The following is a 24,845-nucleotide window of genomic DNA, read 5'->3' on the forward strand; positions in this document are numbered from 1 at the left end:
TGCTAGTTCCCCACAAATTGGAAGCCACATTCCTGTGAAGTACGTCTCCGCACAGCGTCTGCATCGAGCGCTCTCGAACCTCAAGAGTTGGGGCGACAGAGTTGGCCAGAAGAGAACTCACCTGTCGATCTTTCTTGCGGTTAAGCAAAAGGGAATTTGTTCGGAAAGGGAAACCGAGTACCGCGATCTAGATGACAAAGCCTATTGGAACAAATTCATGCGCTTGAGTGGGGATAGCAAACCGTTCTTCGACCCCGTCAAACGAGAATATCGACCCAAGGACTATCCACATAACAGTGCATTCAAAGCTCGAAATGACCGCTGGGGCAGGGAAGGCTATGAGATTGCCTCGCGGTCAGGGGATAACTGGCAGTTTGCACCCGACTACGTCGAGCGCTTGGCAACAAACACGCTTATGAATGGGGGGAAGCCGGTTCTCTATCCCGAGCCCGATTTGATTGCCTGGCTGTACCGGTTTGAGGCGTTCGACGACGACGCAATATACGAGACGGCCAGGGATCGATTTCGCGAAGAGTTCAACCTGACAGCTGAGGAATTGAAAGGACTTTTCTCTGAGCCAGCACTCGACGGCTTGCCTGAGGATGAAGAATTTTTCGGCAGGAGAAGGATTCCAGAAGCGCTGGTTGCTGAGATCGCCACAACTGGTGAAAGCCTTGACCTTCCACAGTTGATGGATCTGGTTTCCGAGAAGTCCGGGCCTCAAGCGATCGAGGTCGACGATGTTGCTCGACTAGTGCAAGAGGGCAGGGGTCAGCTGATTCTCCAGGGACCACCGGGGACAGGTAAGACGTATGTAGCGAGACAGGTGGCGGCGAAGGTACTGGGTGCCGGTGTCGAAAAGATCACTTCACCGCAAGAACTTGATGGATTTCTCCAGGAGCATCAGGTGCATGACTGGGAGGAACTGCCCGCGGATGCACCAGGGGCATGGGATATTGTGCAGTTCCATCCGAGCTACAACTATGAGGACTTTGTACGAGGAATCAGCTCGGAAATCGAAGGTGGACAACCTGTCTTCAAAGCAGAGGACCGCACTATTGCTGCACTTTGCAGGCTGGCAGAGAGGTGCCGCAAGCCCATAGTCCTCATTGTGGATGAAATCAATCGCGGTGACATATCAAAGGTTCTAGGAGAGCTCATTTTCGCCCTCGAATACCGTGGGGAGGGAGTGCGAACTCCCTACTCAGTTGACGGCTCCTCTAAGGTCACCGTGCCGTCAAACCTGTACATTCTCGCCACCATGAATACAGCAGACCGATCCATTGCTCTCATTGACTACGCTATTCGCCGGCGGTTCGATTTCATCGAAGTACTTCCTTCCAGAGATGCCCTTCAAGAATTCCTCATCAATGCCGAACTGACGGTTGAGACGACGGACCGAGTTCTGGCGCTCTTCGACAGTGTTAACGGATTGCTCTATGGGCAGCCTGACTACGAGATAGGCCACACCTATTTCATGGCGCATGACACTGAAGAGATCGCTCGGCGCTTCGTATTTCAGACCCTTCCCCTGCTGGCCGAATACCGGAGGGAAGGTATTGTCGGCGAAAATGTGAGAGTAAAGCCAGTCGGATGGCCACGAGAAGCCGGGATTCCTCTCGTGCACCCACAACCCTTCTATCTTGCAGACCAGGTTGCTGAGTGGCTGTGACACCTTCACTTGATGGGATTGTTGACCGCACGATCGAGCAACAGGGTGAGGCTTTCCTTCGAATTCGGGAGCGTTCGCATGCAACGATAAGCGCCGAACAGTATTTGATCTTGCAGGAACATGAAGAGAGGCTCGGGACTCTTGGTCTGCGCCTTTCAGTAGATCTCGATGGAGAGCGATTCCTGCACGCCACAGACACGGTCGGCACGTTTCGACTCACAGACGCTGAAGACCGATGGTTGGTTGTCGAAGTAGCACCGAAAGTAGAAGCAGCGGATGTATTTCGGATGATCGACCGCACGAGCGACCATCTTCCCGAGGTCGGCGATCTTGATTCTGAGATATCGAGCGGCGAGGCACCCGTATCAACAGTCTTCCTCAGATTTTTTGTCCGACAGGTGCGGAGGTTCTTGGAGAAGAACCACTACCGCAACTATCGATTTGTCGAGACAAACACCTCTAGCGGAGTGAGAGGGTGCCCTCTAATTGCCGATTACTCACTCAGGAATTTGCCTCGCGGACAAGCGCACATCATGCCAAGCCGCTACCTAGAGCTCTCTCAGGATGTGCTCGAAAACCAGGTGTTGGCCTACAGCATCGAAGTAGCCCAGCGTCTTGTCTCTGTCTTCGACCTGAATTCGAACCCAGGCATTGCTAAAGACCTGCGCGCATGTAAGGGAAGTCTGGCAGGCGTGAATTCGCGTCCGGTTACAGCGCGAGAGCTATTTGCTATCAGATACTCTAGATCGAATGTGCACTTTAGGGGCGTTCACAGGCTCTGCGGAGTTTTGCTCCGGAATGAGACCATTGTGATGGATACTGGGGATCGCATCCCGTTCGCAGCGTTTTCTCTGCATATGCCAACTCTCTTTCAGAAGTATGTCTCTTCACTGATGATGGCTTCTCTAGGCCATTCGTTTGAGGACCGAAAAAATGAGCTAACTTTTCTCACTGGATTCGGTGCCCGACCGATTAAGCTAGATGGTCTTATCTCCTCTTATCGCCACCGAATCGTTGTCGAAGCAAAATACCGCGCGCTCGAAAGGGCAGATGACGAATTAGTCCTCGGTGTTGTACCCGAGCGCCACATTTATCAGACTATTGCATACGCAATGCACGAGAAAGTTCGCGCTTCAAAGGGTATTATTGTCTACCCAATTTGGGACCGCGATGGTCCTCCTGCGCGAGTCTCAGATGAAATTAGTGACTTCGGATGGGGGCCAAAAAGTCCTCACGGTGTCGGACTCAGACTGCTCGGAGTCGACTTAGGAGCCCCGTTTCACGAAGTGGCAGAGTACTGCGCCGTGGTACTCGACCCGGTCCTTTCAAGCGCGTAACTTGCGGCATCTCGGATGATCGGCTCGATGTCGTCGAGAGCGTCCGCGAGTGGAAGGGAATGCCCTTCAGGGGTCAGGACCCTGTCTGAGCAAGCCGAGTAGAGCTTCAAGACCTCTGCCCACGCCATAATTGCGACGTCTGACGGGTACACACGCTGTCCGTGGTCTGATCCATCGAGGAGAAAATCAATTTGCTCGAGGAGGCTGTGGGCAAGAAAGGATCTGGCGACCCTCCAGACCTCGGGAGAGGGAACGGCAGTCTCACGGCGTTTCGCGCACACGTGGATGATGTCGTAGGCAACCGACTTTCGGTTGGTGTGAAAGACGAGGTTGCCACTGCGAGTGCCTTCGGACGCGACAGGATGTGCAGCGATAAGCTGAAACCCTGCATCATTTATGACTCTATAGAGGTCTTCCCATTGAGACCGCTTACTGTGGTGGAATGTGAATACCAACCGACCATTGTCCTTGAGCACGCGGTTGCACTCTGTGAAGACGTCTTGGAGGCCTGTGTGAAAGTCTTCTTGGCTGTGCCCTCGAGATGCGTTTTCCACGATTTCCCAAGCTTTTGGAGTCTCATCAGGCGAAAGAAGTTCGGAGTAGTCGTCACCGAGGGCTTCTCGCATCCAAACGTAGAAAAAATCGGCTAGCTCTGAGTACTGGACTGCATCTGCGTAGGGAGGGTCGGTGACGATGTGGTCAACTGATCCGGTCGGGATGAATTCAAGGTGGCGCGAATCGCATGAGCGGAGCAGGACTGTCCCCTCAGCTCGGAGCAGTTCGTCAAATGTGTTTACGTGTTCTGGGCTAGCGGTGTCGCCGGTTTGGACCCGTATCCGTCGACCGGACTGGTAATCCGGCTCAAATGGGTCTGCAAGATATCCTTTGCCTTCTCGAACTGTTCGGTAGGACAAGCGGAATGTTCCCCGTCCCTTAGTCCCTCCCCATGGCTGGCCTTCACAGGCTTCGACTTTCGGGTGGAAGTCATGCCGGCCGAAGGCACCCGCGGACTGGGCATAGGGGAGGTAATAGATATTGAGCATATTTTGGTGCTCAAGCGTGCCGAGAAATGCTGACGTCAGTGCCTCGCGAATAGAGAGCTCTGGCTCTTCCTTGATGGCTGCAAGGATCCATGCCAGTGATAGCAACTGCCGATCATTGAATAGCTCGCACCATCTTGAATAGTTGTGGACTACGAGGCGGTTTGTCTTCTCGTAGTCCTCGATCGTGCCGCGAGGCCAAGGGAGATTGGACCTGTGGCGTCTCCACAGGCGCTGCGCCCGGTGGTACCGCTCACGGTCATCAACGTCAGGTGTTTTAAAGAAGCGGTAGCCGAGCCTCGAAGCCATGGGGTTCTCTTCTTGTTCGCAGTGGGGACAGAACCCTTCGATGGCGTACATCGTGAATGGAAGGGGACCAGGTGCGGAACGCGCGGCAGCGGCGATGGACGATGTGTGGCCAGCGGGGCATTCGAAGACGCCTCGACTCGTGTTGGAGAGTTCGGGTTCGAAGCGGGTCTCGCAGATCCCGCACGTGACCTTTTCCGGTAGCGGGCCTCGACGCGATGACAGCGCAGTGCAGCAGGGACACTGAACCGCAAAGATCTCGATTCGCTTGAACTGTGGTTTCGCATCCAGATTTGCTGCAACAGGCAGTCCGCAGTCAGGGCAGGCAGCGTTGCCTTGCTCTCCGACCGTTGCCCATCGCTTCTCACCTGGTTCCCAGCTACGTGGCCCGCTGGGTCCGGTAAGTGCAACGTGATCATGTTCGAGGTCGAAGCGACAACCACACGCGCTGCATTTTGCTGGTTCAAATGCCACTGTGGCCTCGCCGCGCCGCCGACCGATTACACGGCTACGACGAAGTGTTACCGGATCCTGGCATGTCTCGCAAGCAGCGACCTTGGCCCAGAATGTGTGGACGATTTCAGCGGAGTGTTCACAATTGGGGCACTCAGTGATGTATAGCTCAGCGATTCTGTCGGCGACCCTTTTTCTAACTCGGTCGAAGGCAGCATCCAGAGATTCAATGTCAATCGGTGTGGACTCGTTGCGTACGATGAACCACGAGAGAGGGTTGAGGTCAGTGCCGATCACCCGGAATCCGGATCGGAGGCCCTCCACAACCGTGGTGCCGCCCCCCATAAATGGGTCAAGAATCACCTGCTGTTTCACTTGCGGAAACTGAGTCTGGGCATTCTTGTATAGGACTCGTGCAGTTGCTGGACCGCTCTCGTCAAGTAGTCCCAACAGTATCGCTCTGAACACCGCTGACGATCTGCGCGCCCACCAGCGATTCATGCTGTACACGGGTTTGAAGGCTGATCGCTCACGTCGCGCAAGCTCGCTGACACCCATCATGTCAAATGAAGTGTCGATCTGGTAACCGGCGTCGAACTGCTCAGGGGTGAGGCCAGCACTCACAGGTTCGACGATAGCCATCGTAGGTACCTGCTAGTTGGACCTAGGTCCCTTTTGGTCCCGTATCTAGTTTTGTTCCTGTTGTCGGGGTGACCAAACGGGCACGGAGTGACAAATTTGCAACAGACGAGGTTCGACGATTTGTCGTCGAAAATCAAAACCGGACTGTCCTCCAGGTGGCGATGCCGGCTCATCTCCACCTTCGCCCTCAGATGGGTCACCAGCACACAACCAACCCTCATGTGGCACCCGTGTGGAGGTCGCTGCAACTACACAGGACAACCTTATTGACGGGTGTGACACATTCGACCGGAGTCGCCGCTCAGAGGGTTTGGGTGCCGTCTACTCCTAGGGCTATGGCTAGGACTATGGCGATGCCGCCTAGGAGGCGGGCGATCACTGATAGCAGGGGGGTGGGGGTGGCTCGGAACCAGAGGAGGGCGGCGGTGAGGGCGGCGGCGAGGACTACGCCGGCCATGGTGCGCAGGGTGCCGTCGTGGGCGGCGGTGGCTAGGACGACGGCTACTAGCTGGGGGGTGAACAGGACGGTGAGGGCGATGAGGGCTACTTGGGTTCCGGCGCGGGGCTCGTCGTGTATTGGGCGGGCGGGCCATAACATCCAGCGGAGTCCGGCCACTGCGAAGGGCACGGCGGTGGCCAAGCGCCAAGTGCCGGTGGTCACCGACAGGCCGTCGAGGATGGGGTCGGCCAGCGCGGCGATCACCCAAAGCGCGGCTACCGCCGCGGCGACGGCCAGCGCTACTCGGGGGCGCCATTGATCCCTATTCGATGGCCGCCAGGCCACGCTCAGTGCGCCTGCGGCCGGGTTGGCCGCGGCCAGCACCATCAACATCACCGGTCCGAGCCCGCTCATGGTGTTCCTGCTTTCATGGCTTGTTTCCTCCGAGGTTGAAACTGACATCGGCCAGCAACAGGCCGGAAACGGCGTGCTGCTGGTCGTCCACCCTGGTTAGATCGTCGTAGTACCAAGCGCCGTCGGCGGCTTGGGCTTCGGCCAGGCGGGCCGCCCCGCACTCCAGCCGATCCCGCAGCGGAGCGTCGGCCAGCCGGGGCTCGTTGAGCCACAGCCACTCCAGCGCGCCCAGGCCCTCCAGAATGGTCCCGTAGCCGCCGCCGCGGGGCATGGGCAGGTGGGAGAGCTCGGCCACGCCCTCTCGCTGGGCGTCCCAGCGGATCATCTGCCCGAATCGTCCGGCCAGGCGCTGGGCGTATTCCAGGTGGTGGTCTTCCAAACCCCACTCGGCCATCTCGCCCAGTGTGTAGGCCGCCCACTGGTCGGGCCACGGCGGGGGCCACAGCTCTTCCAGCTCATCGCGCTCGGTGGACAAGTAGTCCATGATGGCCCACACCGGAGCATCCCAGCCCTCGCCGGGGAAGGCCTCGTGCATCAGGGCCAGCCCCCAGGCGGCCTCCCCGGTGGCGAACCGGGACCGCTCCCCGGGCACCGGAGCACCCGTCTTGGGATCCCAGAAGTTGAGCATTCCCCCGTCGGGCAGCTGCTGGCCCACCAGGAACCGGCCCAGCGCCCGCATCTCGCCGTCAAAGCGCTCATCGCCGGTGAGAATGCGCCTATGGGCCAGCGACACCAGCGTCAGCGAAGCCGTCCCCGTCTTCACCGGCCCTCGGGGCGATAGCGCTGGCCCCATACCCCCATTGCCGGTGTCCACCGCCCGCTCTAGCAGGTAGTTCATGCCCCGGTCGGCGGCCTCCACTACCTGGTGGTTTTGGCCCTCCTGCGCGATTGCCAGCTGATAGAGCGACATGGTGCCTCCGGCGTGGCGGACCAGGTTGTAGCCCGGCACTGTCGAATCGGTGCGCCGGTCGTATTCGTACAGGTACCGCCCGCTGGGCTCCTGGGTGCGGACAATCCAGTCGGCTCCGGCGTCGATGGCGGTTTGTCCGTCGCCGGGGGAGTATTCCGGGCACACCTCGGGTGCGGCCAGCGTGATCCGCAGCAAGCCGGCGATCACCACCCAAGCCACCGCCCAGCCCACCAGCCGGCGTCGAGCTCTGCTCGACAAGAGGCGCCGCAACGACGACAAAGCGCTCACTGATACCGCCAGAACCGGGAGAACAGGAAGGTGGCCGGCAGTCGGGTCCGCACGAACCGGCGGGCCTCTCGCCCCTCCAGCACGGTGCCGTCGCGATCCACCATGCACCACGATGCCCCCGGTACCACGGTGATGTCGAACCGGGCCATCCAGTCCAGCCATCCGACCCAGCGGCTGGGGGTGACCAGGGTGCGGTCGCGGGTGGACGGAACCGCCCACAGGGCCAGAGCGCCGATGGCGATCACGCTAAACACCTGCACGTGGGAGGTCACCTCGATCCCCACATGGAAGGCCACCGCCACCCACACCGCTACCAGCCGGGTGCGGCGGAACCACAGACCGAAGGCGATGAACAGCTCGGTGGCCACCGCAGCGGGCGACAGCACCCAGTGGAACGCCCGGGTGGTCACCACCTCCAGCACCGGGCCGGCCAGCGTGTCGCCTATGGCGTCGCGCACCTCGTTCTGGTAGCGGACAGAGCGGTCGTGGAGCACCCGGCCGCCCACCCAGTCAGGGTCAATCAGCTTGGAGAACCCCGAGGCGAAATAGACGGCGGCAGCCTCGAACCGAAGCAGCCATATCGGCCACACCAAGGCTCGGTCATCGGGCGGAGGTCGGCGAAGGGCGTCCAGCGACATCGCCCGGCCGTTGTCGCACAGGGCCACCCCGGCCAAAAGGATCACCAGGAACGCCCGGTTGTGGTGGAAGTGGGTCTGCGACAAGAAGAGGTTGTAGGCCACCACCGCGAAGGCAGCCCCGGTGGCGATGCGCGACCACCAGCCCACGGTCATCAGCACGGCGGCAGCCACCCCGATCCACAGCAGCGCTACGTACAGCCCTTCGGGCGCATTGGGATACCACGCCCACCACGGCTGCTGGAAGCGGTCGTGGTAGGTGATGCCATCCAGAGCGTCGGCCAGAAACGGCCGCAGGTGCCAGATCACGCACGGACCCAGCACGATGCGCAGCACGGCTGCGCCCCGCACGCTGGCCGGTTCGTCGAACACCTCGCTCAACCACCGGTGGAACCGGTCCCTCCAGTGGGCGGTGGCCGAAGCCGAAGAAACCGTGTTCGTCACGGGCCACCCAATTCCCGGTCGTGGCTGCGGATCACCGTGACATGGGGGCCGCGGGCGTTGCGGTAGTAAGTGACGGTGGCCTCCCAGTATCGGGTTTCGGTGTCACCGGGGGTGTTGTCGGCTATCCAGTCCAGAGCGTGGTCCAAGAAGTCCACCACTGCGTCTACCCCGGAGAAGGCGTGGCGCTGGCGCCAGGGGGACCGAAGCGGCCCCCAACCGATCAGCTCGTTCCAGTCGTAGCCTTCCCAGCGGCCATTGGGCACCGGCACTCGCTGGCCCTCGTCCAGCACCCGCACGAGCTCCACCGCATAGGTGCTCGACTCATTGAACGGCTGGAAGGCGAAGTAGTTGTGCGGGTCGCGGTAGCCGTTGGCCACCAGGGCGAGTTGAGCGACTACCACCGCAGCGGCAAACCACCGGGCCCCCCGCCGACGCCACAGGGGCCGATTCGGCCCGGCTTGAGGAGCAGTCGATTCGGCGACAGCGTCAGCCGTCGTCGCCATACCTTCGCTTGTAGGCCTCCAGATCGGGCGGCAGACGGTCGCGCTTGAGCTCGGCGAAGTTGTCGTAGGCGGTGAGCCAGCGCACATGGCGCCACAGCTCTACCGCCTCTTCGGTGGTCTCGGGCGGGTTGCTGATCACCGGGCCGAACAGCGCCGGGCCTTGGCCGCCGTCCAGGCGGATGGTGGGCACGCCGAAGCTGCGGGTCTCGTCGCACAAGATGGTGTGCTCGGACTTCAGCGTCTCCCAGGTGCTGTCGTCGGCTAGGGCGTCGTCCACCAGGCTGGCGTCGAAACCGGCGTCCACTGCGGCGGCCCGGATGGTGTCGAGCTCGTCCACCGACTCCACCAAGTCGAACGCCCGGCGGCCGATGGCCTGGTAGTAGGCGCCGATGCCGTCGTTTCCGCCCACCTCGCGGGCCTTCACCGCGGTGCGCAGCGAGCGCACCCCCACGCCCCGGTCGGGGTCGAACTCGTCCATGGGCTTGTCCCAATTGACGATGGCCAACGAGAACAATCCCCAGGTGACGCTCACCTCACCGGCGTCTTCGATCTGACGAACCCAACGGGCTGTCTGCCAGCACCATGGTCAAAGCGGGTCGAAATAGAAGGTGATGGGTTCGCTCATGAGTTCATTATCCCTAACCGAGGATGACCTCGGCGATTGTGCGCAGTTCCTCAGCGCTTCGGGCCCCTACATTGATGCCGGTGATCGGGCTCTCCTCCCAGGCGGCCAGCCGGTCGCGTATCCGCTCCGGCGATCCCACCAGCGAGATCTCATCGGCGAACTGGTCGGGCACCGCGGCGATGGCCTCCTCCCGGCGGCCTTCGAAGAACAGGTCTTGGATGTGATGGGCCTCCTCCTCGAAGCCCATCCGGGCCATGAGCTTGGTGTGGTAGTTCTGGCCCTTGGCCCCCATCCCGCCGATGTAGAAGCCCAGCGAGGCCTTGGTGGGAAACAGCGCCTCGGCTAACTCCTCGTCGGAGTCGCCGGTGACCTTGATGGTGGTGTGGACGGTGATCTCGAAGTCGTCGGAGCGCCCAGAAATTGACTCGGCGTACACCTCGGGGCGGAAGGGGGAGTAGTACAGCGGCAGCCAGCCGTCGGCGATCTCCACCGTTTGGGCAACGTTCTTGGGGCCCTCGGCGCCGATGAAGATGGGGATGTCGGCCCGGGGGGGATGGGTCATGATCTTGAGCGGCTTGCCCAGTCCGGTGTCGCCCTCGCCCTTGTAGGGGTGGTTGTAGTAGTCGCCCTCGAAGGTGAGGTAGTCGTCTCGGGCGAACACCCGCCGCAGGATCTCCACGTACTCCCGGGTGCGGGCCAGCGGGCGGTTGCCGGGCTGGCCGTACCACCCCTCCACCACTTGGGGGCCGGACACGCCCAACCCCAGGATGAGGCGCTGGTTGGACAGATGGTCGGCGGTCACGGCGTGCATAGCGGTGGCCGTCGGGGTGCGGGCGGCCAACTGCACGATGCCGGTGCCCAGGCGGATGCGCTCGGTGTGGGCTGCCAGCCACACCAGCGGCGAAAAGGCATCAGAGCCCCACGCTTCCGCGGTCCACACCGAGTCGAAGCCGAGCCGCTCCGCCTCTTGAGTGAGCGGCACGAAGCCCTCGGGCATTCCGCGGCTCCAATATCCCCAGACCAGTCCGAGTTTCATGGCGGCGACCCTATCCCGACCGGATTCGGAGATCGTTGTCGAGATTGGGTGCAACTGCGCCTATCCGCTTGCCGCTGGCAGTGGCCGGGCCGGTAACATGGTTCCCTATGTCCAAGGTCTGCCAGGTGACCGGTCGTCGCCCGTCGTTCGGCAATAACGTGTCCCACTCGCACCGCAAGACGCGGCGCCGGTGGGATCCGAACGTCCACAAGCATCGCTTCTGGGTGCCGTCGGAGAAGCGGTGGATCACCCTCAACGTGTCGGCAAAAGGCCTCAAGACCATCAACAAGCACGGCATCGACAAGGTTGTGGCCCAGATGCGCCAGCGCGGGGAGAAGTTCTGAGCCATGGCTAGTGACAAGCGCCCCATCATCAAGCTGAAGTCCACCGCGGGCACCGGCTACACCTACGTGACCACCAAGAACCGCATAAACGACCGGGAGCGGATCGAGCTGAAGAAGTACGACCCGGTGGTTCGCAAGCACGTTGTGTTCAAGGAGGAGCGGTAGCCACCAACGTCGACGAGCGCAGGGAGCTCCTAACAGCCGCGCTGCTGGCCGAAGACCCTGCCCCGCCGCTGTGGCATCTGGTTGACTCCGGCCTCGCCGACGAGATCGTTCCCGAACTGCCCGCGCTCCGCTTGGAGCAAGACCCGATCCACCGCCACAAGGATGTGCTGGCCCACACCATCGCGGTTGTGGCCAAGACCCGGGCTGATCTGGTTCTGCGGCTGGCCACCCTGTTCCACGACGTGGGCAAGCCCCGCACCCGCTCTTATGAGCGGGGGACGGTCACCTTCTACCACCACGAGGCGGTGGGGGCCCGGATGACCCGCAAGCGGCTCACCCAGTTGGGCTATCCCGAGGATGTGGTGGACGACGTGAGCGAACTGGTGCGCCTGTCGGGCCGTTTCAAGGGCTACGCCGACGGTTGGAGCGACGCTGCCGTGCGCCGCTACGCCCGGGAGGCCGGACCCCTGCTGGGCTATCTGAACGAATTGGTGAGGGCCGACTGCACCACCCGGAATCGCCAAAAGGCCGCCGATCTCCAGCACCACGTGGACGATTTGGAGGCCCGGATCGCCCGACTGGCCGAGGAAGAGCGCCGGGCCGCGGAGCGTCCGCTGATCGACGGCAACGAGGTGATGGAGCGCTACGGCATCGGTCCCGGCCCCGAAGTTGGTGCGGCGCTGAAGTTCCTTTTGGAGCTGAAACGGTCCGAACCCGACCTAGAACGGGCCGCTACCGAGGCTCGACTCGACGCTTGGTGGGCAGAGAACCACTGAATCCCCAGGTCAGAGGGTGACATAAATTCGTGGGATGATCGGGCTAGCCTCCCATCGGGGGTCGTCAATTGGCCGGTCGAGTTGTTGTTCTCATAGCGGCTTTGCTGCTGGCGTCGTCCTGCTCTTCCGGTGAAGCGGCTCCGACGACATCGTCCCCGTCCAACACTGCTGAGGCCCTCGCTTCCCCCCACCTGAGTCCTGCTCCCACTGCAATCGCCAGCGTGGTCGCACCAACGTCGGAGGTCCCGAAAGCCACCGTGGTGCCTGAGCCAACCGCAACTGCTCAGCCAACCGCGTCTCCTGAGCCAACTGCCCCTCCCGAGCCCACTACGGCACCTGCTACCACCGCAACCGCTAAGCCCACCGTGGTGCCTGAGCCGACCGCGACTGCTGAGCCTGAACGCGATTGCTCTCCTTCGGTCCCCGATGATCTTCAGATTTCTCACACGTCACTTGCAGTGACCAGCATCGAGATATCGCAGGCCTTGTATGGCTGCGCCCACGAGGTTGGGCTGGCGTTCGCCGACGATCCCGCGGCGGTCTCCACGCTGATGTCGCGCGGGATTCGAGGCCCGCTGCTACTGGTTGGTCCTTGGTTCGACATCCCATTGATGGCCGAGCTCGGGCGTCTCGCGCCAGATCAGATCGTTGCCGCCGGATTCGACCAGGAAGTCCTCCACTATGCCCTGGCCGACTTCGCCTTCGAGCCGATTGCAGCCGATCAGCAGGCGACTTTCTCACCTGAAGGGCTGTCCGATGACCGCGTGTGGCTTGTCGACAATGCCGAGCCGGCCGCGCCGCTGGTCGCCCTCGCCCACCAAATCGGCGTTGGGGTGTTGGCTGTGCCCAGCGATCTCCAAGCCCTCCCCCCGGAGGCGCTGCGGACGATCTCCAGAGCTTCTCAGGTGGAACTGCTGTCGGACTTCGGCGGCGCCGCGGCCTGGCAGTTGGAGGCAATCCTCCAGGGCGCTGAGCTGCCCGGCGGGGGCCTCCTCCTATTCGACCCAGACATCGGGCGCCGCATGGTGGCCATCTACGGGCATCCGTCGGGACCAGGGCTTGGAGTGCTGGGAGAGCAGGGTCCCGAAGAGGGCGTCGAACGTCTCCGGTCCATCGCCGAGGGCTACGACGCCGACGGCTCAGTGGTGCTGCCAACCTTCGAGATCATCGCCACCGTTGCCTCGGCCGGTGCCGGTGACGACGGGGACTATTCGGCGGAGACCGCCCGCGACGTGATCAGGCCTTGGGTCGAGCTCGCGGCCGCCAACGATATGTATGTGGTTCTCGATTTGCAGCCGGGACGAACCGACTATCTCACCCAGGCCAAGATCTACGAGGAGTTCCTTCGCCTTCCCCATGTCGGACTGGCGCTCGATCCTGAGTGGAGGCTCAAGCCCGACGAAGTCCACTTGCGCCAGATCGGCACGGTGGACGCGGCGGAGATCAACCAGGTGGTCGAATGGTTGGCCGGTGTCGTCCGTGAAGAAGCCCTTCCCCAGAAGCTGCTGATCCTCCATCAGTTCCGGTTGCAGATGATCACGAACCGCCATCTGGTTGAGACCCCGCCCGAGCTTGCCGTGCTGATCCATATGGACGGCCAAGGCCCGCTAACCGCCAAGTACAACACCTGGAATGTTCTGACCAGCCAGCCCGACGCCGACCGGTTTTACTGGGGATGGAAGAACTTCTACGACGAGGACATCCCCACCCCGACCGCCGAGGAGGTGCTGGCGCTCACCCCCTACCCGGCGTTCGTGTCGTACCAGTAGGGCTGGGGAACCTGTCTCAGAGTTGGTCGACGTAGGTGTCGGTGCCCACCACGGTCTTGTAGAACGGCCCGGCCCAGCAGACGTTGGCCAATCCCGAGCCGTTGATGGCATCCACATAACCCTGGAACGAGTCCCAGCAGCCGTCGGGCTGCTCGTCGCAGAAGAAGATCTGGAGGGTGCGGGCCTCGGAGCCGGTGCCCGAGCCCAAGTCCATGGGGGAGTTGGAGGTGATCTCGTCGCGCTGGCGGGGCTTCCAGACCGAGCCGATGGCCACCGGGGAGCCGGCCATCATCTCGGGCATGGCCTTGTCCCGCAGGAAGGTGTGGAGCTCGTCCTCGCTCACCCCGTCGGCCCGGTCCATGGCCACCACCCCGATGCCGGCATAGCCGTGGTCGAGGGCCAGCTCCAGGGGAACCGGGTCGTCGTCGCGGTAGGCGGCCCAGCCCACGTCGGCCAAGATGGTGTGGCGGTGGGTGCGCTCGGCGAATCCCCGGTCGTTGGAGTACAGCCAGTGCACCTGCTCGCCGGCCCACTCCCAGTGCTCCTCGTCGTGGCCGCCGAGCACCCAGTACACCGCCAAGAACGAGCCCTGGCCAGCCTGCGACACCTCGCCGCTGCCGTCGGTGATGCGCATGTCCTTGAGCGCCCGGGGGGCCACCCACCGGGATCCGGCAAACATCCAGGGCCCGATCATGCACCCGGAGTAGAAGTGGTCTCGCTCGTACCAGCGGTTGTACTCCTTCTCGTGGCCCGGATTCGGGTCCACCAGGGTGAAGAGCATGCTGCCAACGTGGATGGGATAGTCGTTCACGCCGCTGAACCTAGCGGCTGCGCTCTAGTGTCGTCACAGTGAGCGATCACCCTTTCCGCGACAAGGCGGCCATTGCGGGCATCGGCATCACCGATCTGTCCAAGAACTCAGGCGTGAGCACCCTCACGCTGGCGCTGCGGGCGATCATGGCCGCCATCGAGGACGCCGGGCTGCGCCGGGAGGACATCGACGGGGTGGCCTGCCATCAGGTGCAGGACTCCATCACCGCCTCCATCGTGGCCCAGTGCCTGGGAGTGGACGACCTGTCGTGGTACTGCGACCAGTTCGGCGGCGGCTCCACCTCGCATTCGGTGGTGGGCCACGCCGCCAGCGCGGCCGCTTTGGGCCATGCCCGCCACATCGTGGTGTGGCGATCCATCAACGCCCGCTCCGAGCACCGCATGGGCGGCACCGGCCGCCCGCCTCCCGCCATCGTGGAGACCCAGTACCAGCACCCCATCGGCTGGGTGACTCCGCCGCAGTGGTATGCCATGTTCGCCCGCTCCCACATGAGCCGGTGGGGCACCACCTCTGAGGACCTGGGGCGCATCGCCGTGCAACAGCGGGCCAATGGCGCTCACAACGAGCGGGCCATGATGCGGAGCCCCATGACCATGGACGACTATCTGGCCTCTCGCTGGATCGTGGAGCCGTTCCGGCTGTTCGACTGCTGCTTGGAGACCGATGCAGCCGCCGCGGTGGTGATCACCACCGCCGAGCGGGCCCGCGACCTGCGCCGGCGTCCGGCGCTGATCTCAGCGATGACCTGGGGCGGCGGCCACATGATGCACAGCAATCGGGTGCAGGCCGACTGGACCACCTCCATCGCGGCCAAGATGGCCCGCCGGCTCTACGACATGGCGGGGGTGGGCCCCGACGACATCCAGTACGCCTCTCTGTATGACGCCTTCACCCACCTGGTGCTGGTGCAGGTGGAGGACTACGGGTTCGCATCCAAGGGCGAGGCGGCCGCATTCATTGCCGAGGGCGGCACTGCTCCCGGGGGCCGGGTACCGGTGAACACCCACGGCGGGTTCTTATCTGAGGGCTATGTGCACGGTCTCAACAACCTTCACGAAGCTGTCCGTCAAGTGAGGGGTACCGCCGGGCGCTTCCAGGTGCCCGACGCCGAAGTGGCCTTGTCCACCGGCCAGCCGGGCTACGTGGCGGGCAATTCCTCGGCCATCATCCTGCGCCGAGATAGCTGACTTATTGCCAGCGAAGGCGTCGGCTACGCAGTGGGAACTGGCTCGGCTCTCTCCTGCCGAGCGGCGTACCAGGCGGCGGCTGCGGCAGCCACCAGCAGCAAGGCGGCCAGTCCAGCCCAATGGCTCAGCGAGTGAAAGCCGAAGTGTTCCATAGCTACGCCTGAGGACAAACCGGCGATTGCCCCGCCACCGGTCATCAATAGATCGGCGCCTCCCTGCATTTCCACCCGCTGGGCCACCGGGAACGCCGAGGTGAGCAGCGCGCTCCCCGCGATCAGCCCGAAACTCCAGCCCAAGCCCACGAGGAGGAGGCCGGCGAACATCCCAGCGCTGTCCTCGGCACTGTTGTGGGCCGCGGTTTCGGCGCCGATGCACAGGATCACCCCGCCGAGCGCCACCATCAGATAGGGGCCGATGCGGTCGACGAGCCAGCCCACAATGGGGGAGAAGGCAAACATCCCGATGACGTGTACCGAGATCACCCAGCCGATCACTCGCAGATGGTGGTCGCCGTTGTCCATGTGCAGCGGGGTCATGGTCATCACCCCCACCATCACCGCTTGGCCGGTGAGCATGGCGATCACCGCCAGGCGGGCGGCGGGCACGGTGGCGATTCGCCGTCCCACCACCCGCAGCGGTGCTGGCCGGGCCGCGGCTTTGCCCAAAGTGCCCAGCACTTCCAGCGGGTCGGGGCGCAGCCATGTATGGGTGACGGTGAGCCCGATGACGAAAAGGACCACTCCCAGCAGATAGGGGCCAGACAGCTCCGGCAGCCCGAAAAACCCGGCCACCGCCGATGCAGGCCCCAATGCGATAGTTGGCCCCAGGGCCGCGCCAAACGTCGTCGACCACACCAGCATTCCGATGGCTCGGGCCCGCCGGTCGTCGGGAGCCAGGTCGGCGGAGGCGAATCGGGCCGCCAAGTTGGTGGCGTTGCCCGCGCCGATGCCGACGATCCCAACCACCAACAGCGGATAGAAGTCGGCCACCGCGGCCAAAAAGGCAAGGGTGGCTCCCACCGTTCCTATCGACCACCCGGCCACCAAGCCCCGGCGGCGGCCGAGTCGGGCCATCCGGCGTGCCAGGGGGACGGTCATCACCACGCTGCCCACCTGCATCATGGCGGCGGCCACCCCAGCCAGGGTCTCGCTGTCGGTGATCTCTTTGGCCAGCACCGCAGCCGCCGCGAATCCCGACGCCATAGCCGCCGAGGTGGGGATCACCGAGGCCATCAGCGTCCGGGACGCCCGCTGGTAGGCCACTGTTCGCTCTACCGTCATGGCTCTGCCGTCATCGCTCTAACGTCATGGCTCTGCCGTCATGTTTGGGCAACTGGTCTGTTCTGGGTCTTTCAAAATGGGTGCTGTCCCGCAATCTTGGCTGGGCTCGGCCCACTCTAGGTCGGGACTGTGGCAGTCTGGGAACGATGACCGCTGTTGACCACCCGGCCGACCAAGCCCCCAAGCCCCGGCCCTATCCCGAGAGGGACTCGGCACCGTGGTGGGAGCGGGTCAACCAGCACCGTTTCGAGTTGCAGCGTTGCGACGGTTGCGGGGCGTGGCGATGGCCGCCCCGAGCCATGTGTGGACGCTGCGCTTCATTCCAGTTCACCTGGACCCCTCTGTCGGGCCAGGCCACGGTGGAGAGCTGGGTGGTGAACCACCACGCTTTCCTCCCCGGTTTCACCTCCCCCTACACCGTGGTGCTGGGCCGACTCGAAGAACAAGACGACCTATGCCTGCCCGCCACCTGGCAAGGCGATGAAGAGCCCGCCCCCGGCCAGCCCGTCGAAGTCGCCTTCGAAGACCACACCGACGACGAAGGCCCCTTCACCCTCCTCGCCTGGCGCCCCGCCTGACCCGCCGGTGGCCAAAGGCTTGCCGTTCGGGGTGACCAGAGCGGGGGTGGTTGTACTAGATTTCTCGCGGACCCGGAAGACGATTAGGGAGATGCCGTGGAAGTAACGGTCACCATCAATGGGGACAGCCATTCGCATGATGTGGAACCGCGCACGCTGCTGGTTCACTACATCCGCGACGTGGTTGGCCTCACCGGCACCAACATTGGGTGCGACACCTCCTCGTGCGGCGCCTGCACCATCCATGTGAACGGCGAGTCGGTGAAATCCTGCACCATGCTGGCCGTACAGGCCGACGGTCAAGACCTCTTGACAATCGAGGGCCTGGCCGACGGCGACGTGCTCCATCCCATGCAGGAGTCATTCCGCCAGTGTCACGCCCTCCAGTGCGGCTATTGCACGCCGGGCATGGTCATGGCCGCCGTCTCGCTGCTGGATGAGAACCCCGACCCCACCGAGCGAGAAGTCCGCATCGGGCTCGAGGGCAACCTGTGCCGCTGCACCGGGTACCACAACATTGTCAAAGCCGTTTTGCACTGCGCGGAGGCCTCGTCATGATTCCTGCGGCATTCGACTACATCCGGGCCGGATCGGCCGAGGAGGCGCTGGCCGCGCTGGCCGAGCACGGCGACGAGGCCAAGCTGCTGGCCGGCGGCCACTCGCTCTTGCCGCTGATGAAGCTGCGGCTGGCCACCCCCGCAGTGCTAGTGGACATCGGCCGCCTCGACGACCTCAGCTACATCAACGACGCCGGCGATCACCTAGCTATTGGCGCCCTCACCCGCCACCGCGACGTGGAGACCAGCGAGCTGGTGCAGGCGCAGGCCGGGCTTTTGGCCGAGGCCACCAGTCACGTGGGCGATCCCCAAGTGCGCCACCGGGGCACCATCGGCGGATCCATCGCTCACGGCGATCCCGCCTCCGACCTGCCGTCGGTGATGCTGGCCATGCGGGCCACCTTGGTGGCCCGGGGACCGGGCGGCGAGCGGGAGATCGCCATAGACGACTTCTTCACCGGTTTCCTGGAGACCGCTCTGGGCGACGACGAGTTGCTCACCGAGATTCGGGTGCCCAAGATGCCCGACGCCACCTGGGGTTTCCAGAAGTTCAACCGCAGGGCCCAAGACTGGGCCATCGTGGGCGTGTCGGCCATCGTGGCCAACGGCAACTCCGGCGTGGGCCTGGTGAATATGGACAGCACCCCTGTCCGGGCCGCTGGTGTGGAGGCCGCCCTCGCCGGAGGCGCGTCGGCCTCCGACGCGGCCGAAGCAGCGGCCGAGGGCACCAATCCGCCATCTGACCTGAACGCCGGGCCCGAGTACCGCGAGCACCTCGCCCGGGTGCTCACCCGCCGGGCGCTCGAAGCCGCTGGACGCTAACGCCCAGCCTCTGGGCCCTCAGCCTTCTTCGGCCGCTGATGTGGCCGACGGGCTAAAGACCTGCGACTACCTGGCCGACGAGGGGTTGGCCACGGCCGTGTTCTTGGCCATGACCCTCAACCGCCCCCTGCTTCTGGAGGGCGAGCCCGGCGTGGGCAAGACCGAGACGGCCAATGCCCTGGCCGCGTGGACCGGGGGCGAACTGATCCGCCTCCAGTGCTACGAGGGCATCGACGTGGCCCAAGCGGTGTACGAGTGGGACTACTCCCGACAGCTCCTGCATCTGCGCACCGCTGAGGCCACCGGGGGTGCCACTCGCGACACCGCTGATGCTCTGGAAGACGAACTATATTCCGAGCGCTTCTTGATCAGGCGCCCCCTGCTGCGGGCCATCGCGGCGGTCGAGGGTCCGCCCCCAGTTCTGTTGATCGACGAGGTTGACCGGGCCGATGATGAGTTCGAAGCGTTCCTGCTGGAGATTCTGTCGGACTACGCGGTGACCGTGCCCGAGATCGGCCGGTTCGCGGCGACTACTCCGCCTCGGGTGATCATCACCTCCAACCGAACCCGAGACGTCCACGACGCACTCAAGCGGCGGTGCCTGTACCACTGGGTGGAGCATCCCAGCTTCGAGCGAGAGGTGGCGATCATCGGGAGGCGGGCGCCAGGGGTCAGCGAGCTGCTGGCCCGGCAGGTGGCAGCCGCGGTGGCCGCATTCCGAGAGCTGGGCTTGTACAAGCCGCCCGGGGTGGCCGAGAGCATCGACTGGAGCCTGGCCTTGGGTCAGCTCGGTGCGGCCGAGCTGACCCCGGACATCACCCAGGCCAGCCTGGGGTCGGTGCTCAAGTACCGGGAAGACCAGCAAAGGGTGGTTGACCAGGGTATCGGCGGTCTGATTGAACAGGCCATCGCCCGTGCAGGCTGACGAGATCGCAATCGGCTTCGTCAACGCGCTTCGGGGCGCAGGCATCGACGTGGCCGTGGGGTCGTCGGTGAACTACTACCAAGCCCTCGGCGCGGTGGGCCTAGACCATCGCAGCTCGGTGTACTGGGCCGGTCGAGCCACTCTGGTCACCGAGCCCGACGACATCGAGATCTACGACAAGATCTTTGACGCCTACTACGGCGGGCAGCAGTTGGTGGCCACTCCGGTGGTGGAGGTGTCCCAGCCCATCACCCTGGTGGTGGACGACGACGGCGAAGACGAGGGTGATGACGACGGCGGGGACGAGGAGTCCGCCGATCCGACGCTCACGCTGCGATGGAGCCGCCATGAGGTGCTGAGAGACAAGGACTTTACCGACTACAGCGATGACGAGATCGATGAAGCCCACCGGCTAATGGCAGCCATGGCCCGCATCGGCGGTACCCGCCGATCTCGCCGGCGGCGCCGCACTCATCGCACCGCGGGGCACCCCGAGCTGCGTCGCACGGTGCGGGCCGCCATTCGCAGCGGTGGGGAGCCGGTGCGCCGCTGGTATACCGAGCCGGGAGAGCGTCTCCGGCGGGTGGTGCTCTTGCTGGACATCTCGGGGTCGATGGAGTCGTACGCCCGTGCGCTCATCCGGTTTGTCCATGCTGCGGTGGTGGGTCGCCGCCGAGTAGAGGTGTTCACCATCGGCACCCGGCTCACCCGCATAACCCGGGAGTTGTCGTCGCACGATCCCGACCGGGCTATAGGGGCAGCAGCCGACGCGGTGAGCGACTGGTCGGGCGGAACCCGCCTGGGCGACACGCTGGCCGAGTTCAACGAGATGTGGGGCATCCGGGGCATGGCACGGGGGGCCACCGTGGTCATCTTGAGCGACGGGTGGGATCGGGGGAGCCCCGAGGTGATGGCCGAGCAGATGGCCCGATTGCACCGAGTGACCCATAGACTTGTGTGGGTGAATCCGCTGAAGGCCACCCCCGGCTACCAGCCGCTGGCCCAAGGCATGGCCGCCGCCTTGCCCCATGTCGACGACTTCATCGAGGGCCACTCGCTGCGCTCTTTGGAGCTCCTGGCCGACGTGCTGGCCGACGATCGACCTGCCGCTGAGCCCGTCTTTGCCGTTGGAGCAGAAGCATGAAGGAGATCTTGGCCGACTTGGACGCCTGGCGGGCCGAGGGCCGTCAGGCGGCGCTGGCCCGGGTGGTCAACGTGGAGGGCTCCGGCCCCCGAGATCCCGGCGCGGCCATGGCGGTCAGCGACAATGGCGACGTGATCGGGTCGGTGTCGGGCGGTTGCGTGGAGGGCGCAGTGGTGGTCGAGGCCCTCGACATCCTTGAAACCGGTGAGCGGCGCATGGTCAGCTTCGGCTACAGCGACGACGAGGCCTTCGCGGTGGGGCTCACCTGCGGGGGCACCATCCATCTGTTCATCGAACCGCTGGACTGGTAGCGGTGACCGAACTCTACGACCGGCTGCGAGAAGCCATCGTCGACGAGCGGCCGGTGGCGCTGGCCACCGTCATCGAGGGCCACAACGCCGGGGCCAAGCTGGTGGTGGAGCCCGACGGCGACATCCTCGGCACGCTGGGCCACCCCGAGCTCGACCGGATCGTGAGCCGCGACGCGGTGGGGGAACTGGCCGCTGGCCGCACCGGCGTGCGCCATTACGGCGCCGAGGGGCAGGCCCGAGAGACCGACGTGTCGGTGTTCATCGAGTCGTTCTCGCCGCCGCCGATCATGCTCGTCTTCGGGGCGGTGGACTTCACTGCTGCTTTGGCCCGGACCGGCAAGCTGCTGGGGTTCAACGTGATCGTGGCCGACGCCCGCCCGGTGTTCGCCACCGTCAAGCGGTTCCCCATGGCCGACCGGGTGATGGTGGCCTGGCCCGACGAGGTGTTCGATCACTATGACGGCCGCCTCGGCCCCCACGACGCGGTGTGCATCCTCACCCACGACCCCAAGTTCGACGTGCCCGCGGTGCAGCGGGCCGTGGCCACCGACGTGGGTTACATCGGGGTAATGGGAAGCCGCCGCACCCACGCCACCCGGCTGGAGCGGCTGCACGAGGTGGGGGTAGACCAGAAGGGGATCGACCGGCTCATGGCCCCCATCGGGCTGGACATCGGCTCCCGCACCCCCGAGGAGACCGCCATCTCGGTGTGCGCCGAGATCATCGCCAACCGCACCGGCCACGCCGCTCCGTCGCTGCGCGACAGCGAAGGCCCCATCCACCGCCCACCGGCTGAGGGATGAAGCATCTCGCCCCGCTGGTAGCGGCGGCGCTGGTGCTCTCGGCTTGTGGCAGCTCCGATCCGGCCGCCGACCCCACCGCCGCTCCGCTAGCCCCTACCGACACCGCAGTTGTCGACGCAACCCAGGCACCCGAACCCACCGCGGCGTCCCCGGCGGCGGCTGCCACTCCAACCCCCACATCTGCCCCAATTCCTGCCCTGCCCACGCCCCAGGTGATCACCGGGGGCGAGGGGCCCACCGGAGACTTGGCCTACGTGTCGGGTGATTGGGCCACCGACTGGTCCACCCGAACCATCGATCTCGACGAGCTGCGCATCGGCATCCAGGTGATCCCCATCCGCGACCGCATCCCGCCCATCGACGATCCCGAGTTCGCCCCGGCATCGGAGGCCGGATGGTCAGACCCCGAACCCGGCCTGTTACTGGTGGTGGGTGATACCGCCCGCTTCTATCCGCTGGCCATGCTCATAGTCCACGAGATCGTCAACGACGAAGTCGATGGCCGACCAGTGCTGGTCACCTACTGCCCGTTGTGCAACAGCGCATTGGTGTTCGATCCGGTGGTAAACGGCCAGCGTCTGCGGTTCGGCACCTCCGGCCTGCTCCGCAACAGCGATCTGGTGATGTGGGACGACGCCACCGAATCCCTGTGGCAGCAGATCGGTGGCGAGGGCTTGGTGGGGGCCTTCGCAGGCCACCGCCTAGAGGTGATCCCGTCGGCCATCGTGTCTTGGGGCGACTTCAAAGCCGGCTATCCCGATGGGGTGGTGCTGGCACCGCCCGGCCGTCCCGCCAGCAGCTATGGCCGCAATCCCTATGTGCAGTACACCTCCCGGTCGGCGCCCATTCCCGGCTTCTTCGACTCCACCATCCTGGACGACCGCTACCCCGCCCTGGAGCGCACCGTCGGTGTGACGGTGGAAGGTCATGACAAGGCCTACCCGTTCAGCGTGGTGCAGGCCAACGGAGCAGTCAACGACACCGTGGCCGGTGTTCCGGTGGTGGTGCTGTGGTCGCCGGGTACTGCCGACGCCCTGGATTCCCCCGTCACCGCGGGTGGTGCGGACGTGGGGGCGGCCCTGGCCTTCGACCGGCGGGTCGACGGTGAGCCGTTTGAGTTCTCACCCTTAGGCAACGGACGCTTCGCCGACAACCGCACCGGCTCGACCTGGAACGTGCTCGGCCAAGCAGTCGAAGGGGAGTTGGCTGGGACCAGCCTTGTCCCAGTAGTACACACCAATGAGTTCTGGTTCGCCTGGTCGGCATTTCACCCCAACGGCGAGGTGTTCGGACCATGACTATCCAAACCGATCTGATTGAGGGGGCGCGGCCATGACCACCGCTGCCATCGTGTTGGCCGCGGGTGCTGGCACCCGTTTCGGCGGAGACACCCACAAGCTGCGAGCTCCGTTTCGGGGCAAGGCCGTGGTGCAACACGCCCTCGATGCCGCACTGGAGGCCGGGCTCGACGCGGTGTACACCGTGACCGGGGCGGTGGAGCTGCGCGACCTGATCCCCGACGGGGTGGTGGTGGTGGAGAACCACTCCTGGGAGCTGGGCCAAGCTACCTCGCTGCGGGCTGGGGTGTTCATCGCCGAGAATGACGGTCACGACGCGGTGGTGATCGGGTTGGGCGACCAGCCCCTAGTGGGCGCTGAGTCGTGGCGTGCGGTGGCTGAGGCCGAGGGCGATCTGGTAACCGCGGTTTACAAGGGGCGCCGTAGCCCCCCGGTGAAACTGGGGGCGGCGGTCTGGCCGCTGCTGCCCACCAGCGGGGATGTGGGGGCCAGAATGCTCATGCAAATGAGGCCCGAACAGGTTACGGAAGTATCCTGTGCCGGAGAACCGGTGGATTTTGACACTGTTCAGGACTTGCAAGCATGGTCTTGAAGTGTTCGGAATCAATGTGACTGTGGAGGACTTGCAAGCATGGAAATGAGCAACGAGATCGAGGTCAACGCCTCGGCCAGCGATGTTTGGGCCGCATTCAACGATGTGGAGCGGATTGCCCCCTGTCTGCCCGGTGCCCAGCTTACCGAGATCGAGGGTGAGGAGTACCGGGGCGTGGTCAAGGTCAAGGTCGGACCGGTCAACGCCCAGTACAAGGGGAAGGCCACATTCACCGAACGCGATCAAGACGCCATGCAGGTGGTCATTCTGGCCGAGGGCCGTGAAACCCGGGGACAAGGAAACGCCAGCGCAACAATCACCGCCACGGTGGAGGCACTGGGTGACGACCGGACCAAAGTGGGGGTTACCACCGACCTCAAGATCACCGGCAAGGTGGCTCAGATCGGCCGAAACCTCATCCCCGATGTGAGCGCCAAGATCATGGATCAGTTTGCCGATAATCTGGAGGCCATGCTTTCAGACTCATCTTCCGATGATGCTTCCTCTGAGTCGGACGCCTCCGCCGACGACTCCGGCGTTCGGCCCGTGTCCAGTCCTGAGCCCGAAGCAGTAGACCTGCTGGATGTCGCCGGCCCGCCGGCGGCGAAGAAATTCGGGCCCATCGCCGGGCTTATCGCCGTGCTGTGGATCATCAGGAAGCTGTTCAAGAGAAGGAAGAAGAAAAAGGGCTGACCCTGAACCGAAGCGACGCCGAGCA

The 24,845-nt window shown here is 64.1% G+C and carries 25 protein-coding genes and 1 pseudogene; 17 read left to right on the forward strand and 9 right to left on the reverse strand.

Annotated features, from left to right (window positions below; genetic code table 11):
- Nucleotides 1-34: 34 nt before the first annotated feature.
- On the forward strand, nucleotides 35-1,672 hold the full coding sequence (locus ACOQPI_RS06695) for an McrB family protein (RefSeq protein WP_420618903.1): 1,638 nt from the start codon (nucleotides 35-37) through the stop codon (nucleotides 1,670-1,672).
- A complete protein-coding gene (locus ACOQPI_RS06700; RefSeq protein ID WP_420618904.1) occupies nucleotides 1,663-3,009 on the forward strand; it encodes a 5-methylcytosine restriction system specificity protein McrC in 1,347 nt (448 codons plus the stop codon). The genes ACOQPI_RS06695 and ACOQPI_RS06700 overlap by 10 nt, the downstream gene beginning before the upstream one ends.
- On the opposite strand, the gene ACOQPI_RS06705 is transcribed toward ACOQPI_RS06700, so the two are convergent.
- From ACOQPI_RS06705 to ACOQPI_RS06735, 7 genes and pseudogenes are all read right to left on the reverse strand, one after another.
- Nucleotides 2,952-5,450, reverse strand: a complete 2,499-nt coding sequence (locus tag ACOQPI_RS06705) for a DNA methyltransferase (RefSeq protein WP_420618905.1) — start codon at nucleotides 5,448-5,450, stop codon at nucleotides 2,952-2,954. The two genes, ACOQPI_RS06700 and ACOQPI_RS06705, sit on opposite strands and share 58 nt — an antisense overlap.
- Nucleotides 5,451-5,751: 301 nt before the next feature.
- Complete coding sequence (locus ACOQPI_RS06710) at nucleotides 5,752-6,303, reverse strand: hypothetical protein (protein WP_420618906.1); 552 nt, start codon at nucleotides 6,301-6,303, stop codon at nucleotides 5,752-5,754.
- Nucleotides 6,304-6,316: 13 nt separating this feature from the next.
- Nucleotides 6,317-7,492, reverse strand: coding sequence for a hypothetical protein (locus ACOQPI_RS06715; protein ID WP_420618907.1), 1,176 nt, complete (start codon nucleotides 7,490-7,492; stop codon nucleotides 6,317-6,319).
- A 5-nt stretch (nucleotides 7,493-7,497) separates the two neighbouring features.
- Nucleotides 7,498-8,580, reverse strand: coding sequence for an HTTM domain-containing protein (locus tag ACOQPI_RS06720; protein WP_420618908.1), 1,083 nt, complete (start codon nucleotides 8,578-8,580; stop codon nucleotides 7,498-7,500).
- A complete protein-coding gene (locus ACOQPI_RS06725) occupies nucleotides 8,577-9,083 on the reverse strand; it encodes a hypothetical protein (RefSeq protein WP_420618909.1) in 507 nt (168 codons plus the stop codon). Before ACOQPI_RS06725 ends, ACOQPI_RS06720 begins: the two co-directional genes overlap by 4 nt.
- A pseudogene (locus ACOQPI_RS06730) lies at nucleotides 9,067-9,657 on the reverse strand (hypothetical protein); the annotation flags it as partial. The gene ACOQPI_RS06725 and the pseudogene ACOQPI_RS06730, both read right to left, overlap by 17 nt.
- A gap of 64 nt (nucleotides 9,658-9,721) precedes the next feature.
- The gene (locus tag ACOQPI_RS06735) at nucleotides 9,722-10,744 is read right to left on the reverse strand and encodes an LLM class F420-dependent oxidoreductase (RefSeq protein WP_420618910.1); all 1,023 of its coding nucleotides are present in this window, start codon (nucleotides 10,742-10,744) and stop codon (nucleotides 9,722-9,724) included.
- Between the two features lie 107 nt (nucleotides 10,745-10,851).
- Between ACOQPI_RS06735 and rpmB the strand changes: the two genes are divergently transcribed.
- The 4 genes from rpmB (at nucleotide 10,852) to ACOQPI_RS06755 (ending at nucleotide 13,798) form a co-directional block, all read left to right on the forward strand.
- Nucleotides 10,852-11,088: a 50S ribosomal protein L28 gene (gene rpmB, locus ACOQPI_RS06740; RefSeq protein WP_420618911.1), complete on the forward strand. Its 237-nt coding sequence runs from the start codon at nucleotides 10,852-10,854 to the stop codon at nucleotides 11,086-11,088.
- Nucleotides 11,089-11,091: 3 nt separating this feature from the next.
- Entirely contained in the window at nucleotides 11,092-11,253 is a 162-nt protein-coding gene (gene rpmG, locus ACOQPI_RS06745) for a 50S ribosomal protein L33 (protein ID WP_420618912.1), read from the forward strand.
- Between the two features lie 131 nt (nucleotides 11,254-11,384).
- Complete coding sequence (locus ACOQPI_RS06750) at nucleotides 11,385-12,029, forward strand: HDIG domain-containing metalloprotein (protein ID WP_420618913.1); 645 nt, start codon at nucleotides 11,385-11,387, stop codon at nucleotides 12,027-12,029.
- A 458-nt stretch (nucleotides 12,030-12,487) separates the two neighbouring features.
- Nucleotides 12,488-13,798: a hypothetical protein gene (locus tag ACOQPI_RS06755; RefSeq protein WP_420618914.1), complete on the forward strand. Its 1,311-nt coding sequence runs from the start codon at nucleotides 12,488-12,490 to the stop codon at nucleotides 13,796-13,798.
- 16 nt (nucleotides 13,799-13,814) lie between these two features.
- Here ACOQPI_RS06755 and ACOQPI_RS06760 read toward each other — a convergent pair whose 3' ends face one another.
- On the reverse strand, nucleotides 13,815-14,609 hold the full coding sequence (locus tag ACOQPI_RS06760) for a hypothetical protein (RefSeq protein WP_420618915.1): 795 nt from the start codon (nucleotides 14,607-14,609) through the stop codon (nucleotides 13,815-13,817).
- A gap of 38 nt (nucleotides 14,610-14,647) precedes the next feature.
- On the opposite strand from ACOQPI_RS06760, the gene ACOQPI_RS06765 reads away from it, so the two are divergent.
- On the forward strand, nucleotides 14,648-15,817 hold the full coding sequence (locus tag ACOQPI_RS06765; protein WP_420618916.1) for a thiolase C-terminal domain-containing protein: 1,170 nt from the start codon (nucleotides 14,648-14,650) through the stop codon (nucleotides 15,815-15,817).
- A 23-nt stretch (nucleotides 15,818-15,840) separates the two neighbouring features.
- Here ACOQPI_RS06765 and ACOQPI_RS06770 read toward each other — a convergent pair whose 3' ends face one another.
- Nucleotides 15,841-17,097, reverse strand: coding sequence for an MFS transporter (locus tag ACOQPI_RS06770; RefSeq protein ID WP_420618917.1), 1,257 nt, complete (start codon nucleotides 17,095-17,097; stop codon nucleotides 15,841-15,843).
- A gap of 146 nt (nucleotides 17,098-17,243) precedes the next feature.
- Here ACOQPI_RS06770 and ACOQPI_RS06775 point away from each other — a divergent pair, with 146 nt between their 5' ends.
- The 10 genes from ACOQPI_RS06775 to ACOQPI_RS06820 all read left to right on the forward strand — a co-directional run bounded on the left by ACOQPI_RS06775 (nucleotide 17,244) and on the right by ACOQPI_RS06820 (nucleotide 24,820).
- Nucleotides 17,244-17,675 carry a Zn-ribbon domain-containing OB-fold protein gene (locus tag ACOQPI_RS06775; RefSeq protein ID WP_420618918.1) on the forward strand — a complete coding sequence of 144 codons (432 nt, stop codon included), beginning with the start codon at nucleotides 17,244-17,246 and terminating at the stop codon, nucleotides 17,673-17,675.
- Between the two features lie 96 nt (nucleotides 17,676-17,771).
- Nucleotides 17,772-18,233 (forward strand): (2Fe-2S)-binding protein, encoded by a 462-nt coding sequence (locus tag ACOQPI_RS06780; protein ID WP_419847487.1) that lies wholly within the window; start codon nucleotides 17,772-17,774, stop codon nucleotides 18,231-18,233.
- Entirely contained in the window at nucleotides 18,230-19,054 is an 825-nt protein-coding gene (locus ACOQPI_RS06785) for an FAD binding domain-containing protein (protein WP_420618919.1), read from the forward strand. The genes ACOQPI_RS06780 and ACOQPI_RS06785 overlap by 4 nt, the downstream gene beginning before the upstream one ends.
- Before the next feature lie 10 nt (nucleotides 19,055-19,064).
- On the forward strand, nucleotides 19,065-19,979 hold the full coding sequence (locus tag ACOQPI_RS06790) for an AAA family ATPase (RefSeq protein WP_420621000.1): 915 nt from the start codon (nucleotides 19,065-19,067) through the stop codon (nucleotides 19,977-19,979).
- Nucleotides 19,969-21,123 carry a vWA domain-containing protein gene (locus ACOQPI_RS06795; protein WP_420618920.1) on the forward strand — a complete coding sequence of 385 codons (1,155 nt, stop codon included), beginning with the start codon at nucleotides 19,969-19,971 and terminating at the stop codon, nucleotides 21,121-21,123. The genes ACOQPI_RS06790 and ACOQPI_RS06795 overlap by 11 nt, the downstream gene beginning before the upstream one ends.
- Nucleotides 21,120-21,434 (forward strand): XdhC family protein, encoded by a 315-nt coding sequence (locus ACOQPI_RS06800; RefSeq protein ID WP_420618921.1) that lies wholly within the window; start codon nucleotides 21,120-21,122, stop codon nucleotides 21,432-21,434. Before ACOQPI_RS06795 ends, ACOQPI_RS06800 begins: the two co-directional genes overlap by 4 nt.
- A gap of 2 nt (nucleotides 21,435-21,436) precedes the next feature.
- Nucleotides 21,437-22,237 carry an XdhC family protein gene (locus tag ACOQPI_RS06805; RefSeq protein WP_420618922.1) on the forward strand — a complete coding sequence of 267 codons (801 nt, stop codon included), beginning with the start codon at nucleotides 21,437-21,439 and terminating at the stop codon, nucleotides 22,235-22,237.
- The gene (locus ACOQPI_RS06810; RefSeq protein WP_420618923.1) at nucleotides 22,234-23,535 is read left to right on the forward strand and encodes a DUF3179 domain-containing protein; all 1,302 of its coding nucleotides are present in this window, start codon (nucleotides 22,234-22,236) and stop codon (nucleotides 23,533-23,535) included. Before ACOQPI_RS06805 ends, ACOQPI_RS06810 begins: the two co-directional genes overlap by 4 nt.
- A gap of 34 nt (nucleotides 23,536-23,569) precedes the next feature.
- A complete protein-coding gene (locus ACOQPI_RS06815) occupies nucleotides 23,570-24,127 on the forward strand; it encodes a nucleotidyltransferase family protein (protein ID WP_420618924.1) in 558 nt (185 codons plus the stop codon).
- Between the two features lie 39 nt (nucleotides 24,128-24,166).
- Nucleotides 24,167-24,820: an SRPBCC family protein gene (locus ACOQPI_RS06820; RefSeq protein WP_420618925.1), complete on the forward strand. Its 654-nt coding sequence runs from the start codon at nucleotides 24,167-24,169 to the stop codon at nucleotides 24,818-24,820.
- The last annotated feature ends 25 nt before the right edge of the window (nucleotides 24,821-24,845 follow it).

Origin of the sequence: Candidatus Poriferisocius sp. (assembly GCF_965219815.1) — a bacterium.
In the GTDB taxonomy this organism is placed as follows: Bacteria; Actinomycetota; Acidimicrobiia; order Acidimicrobiales; family Bin134; genus Poriferisocius.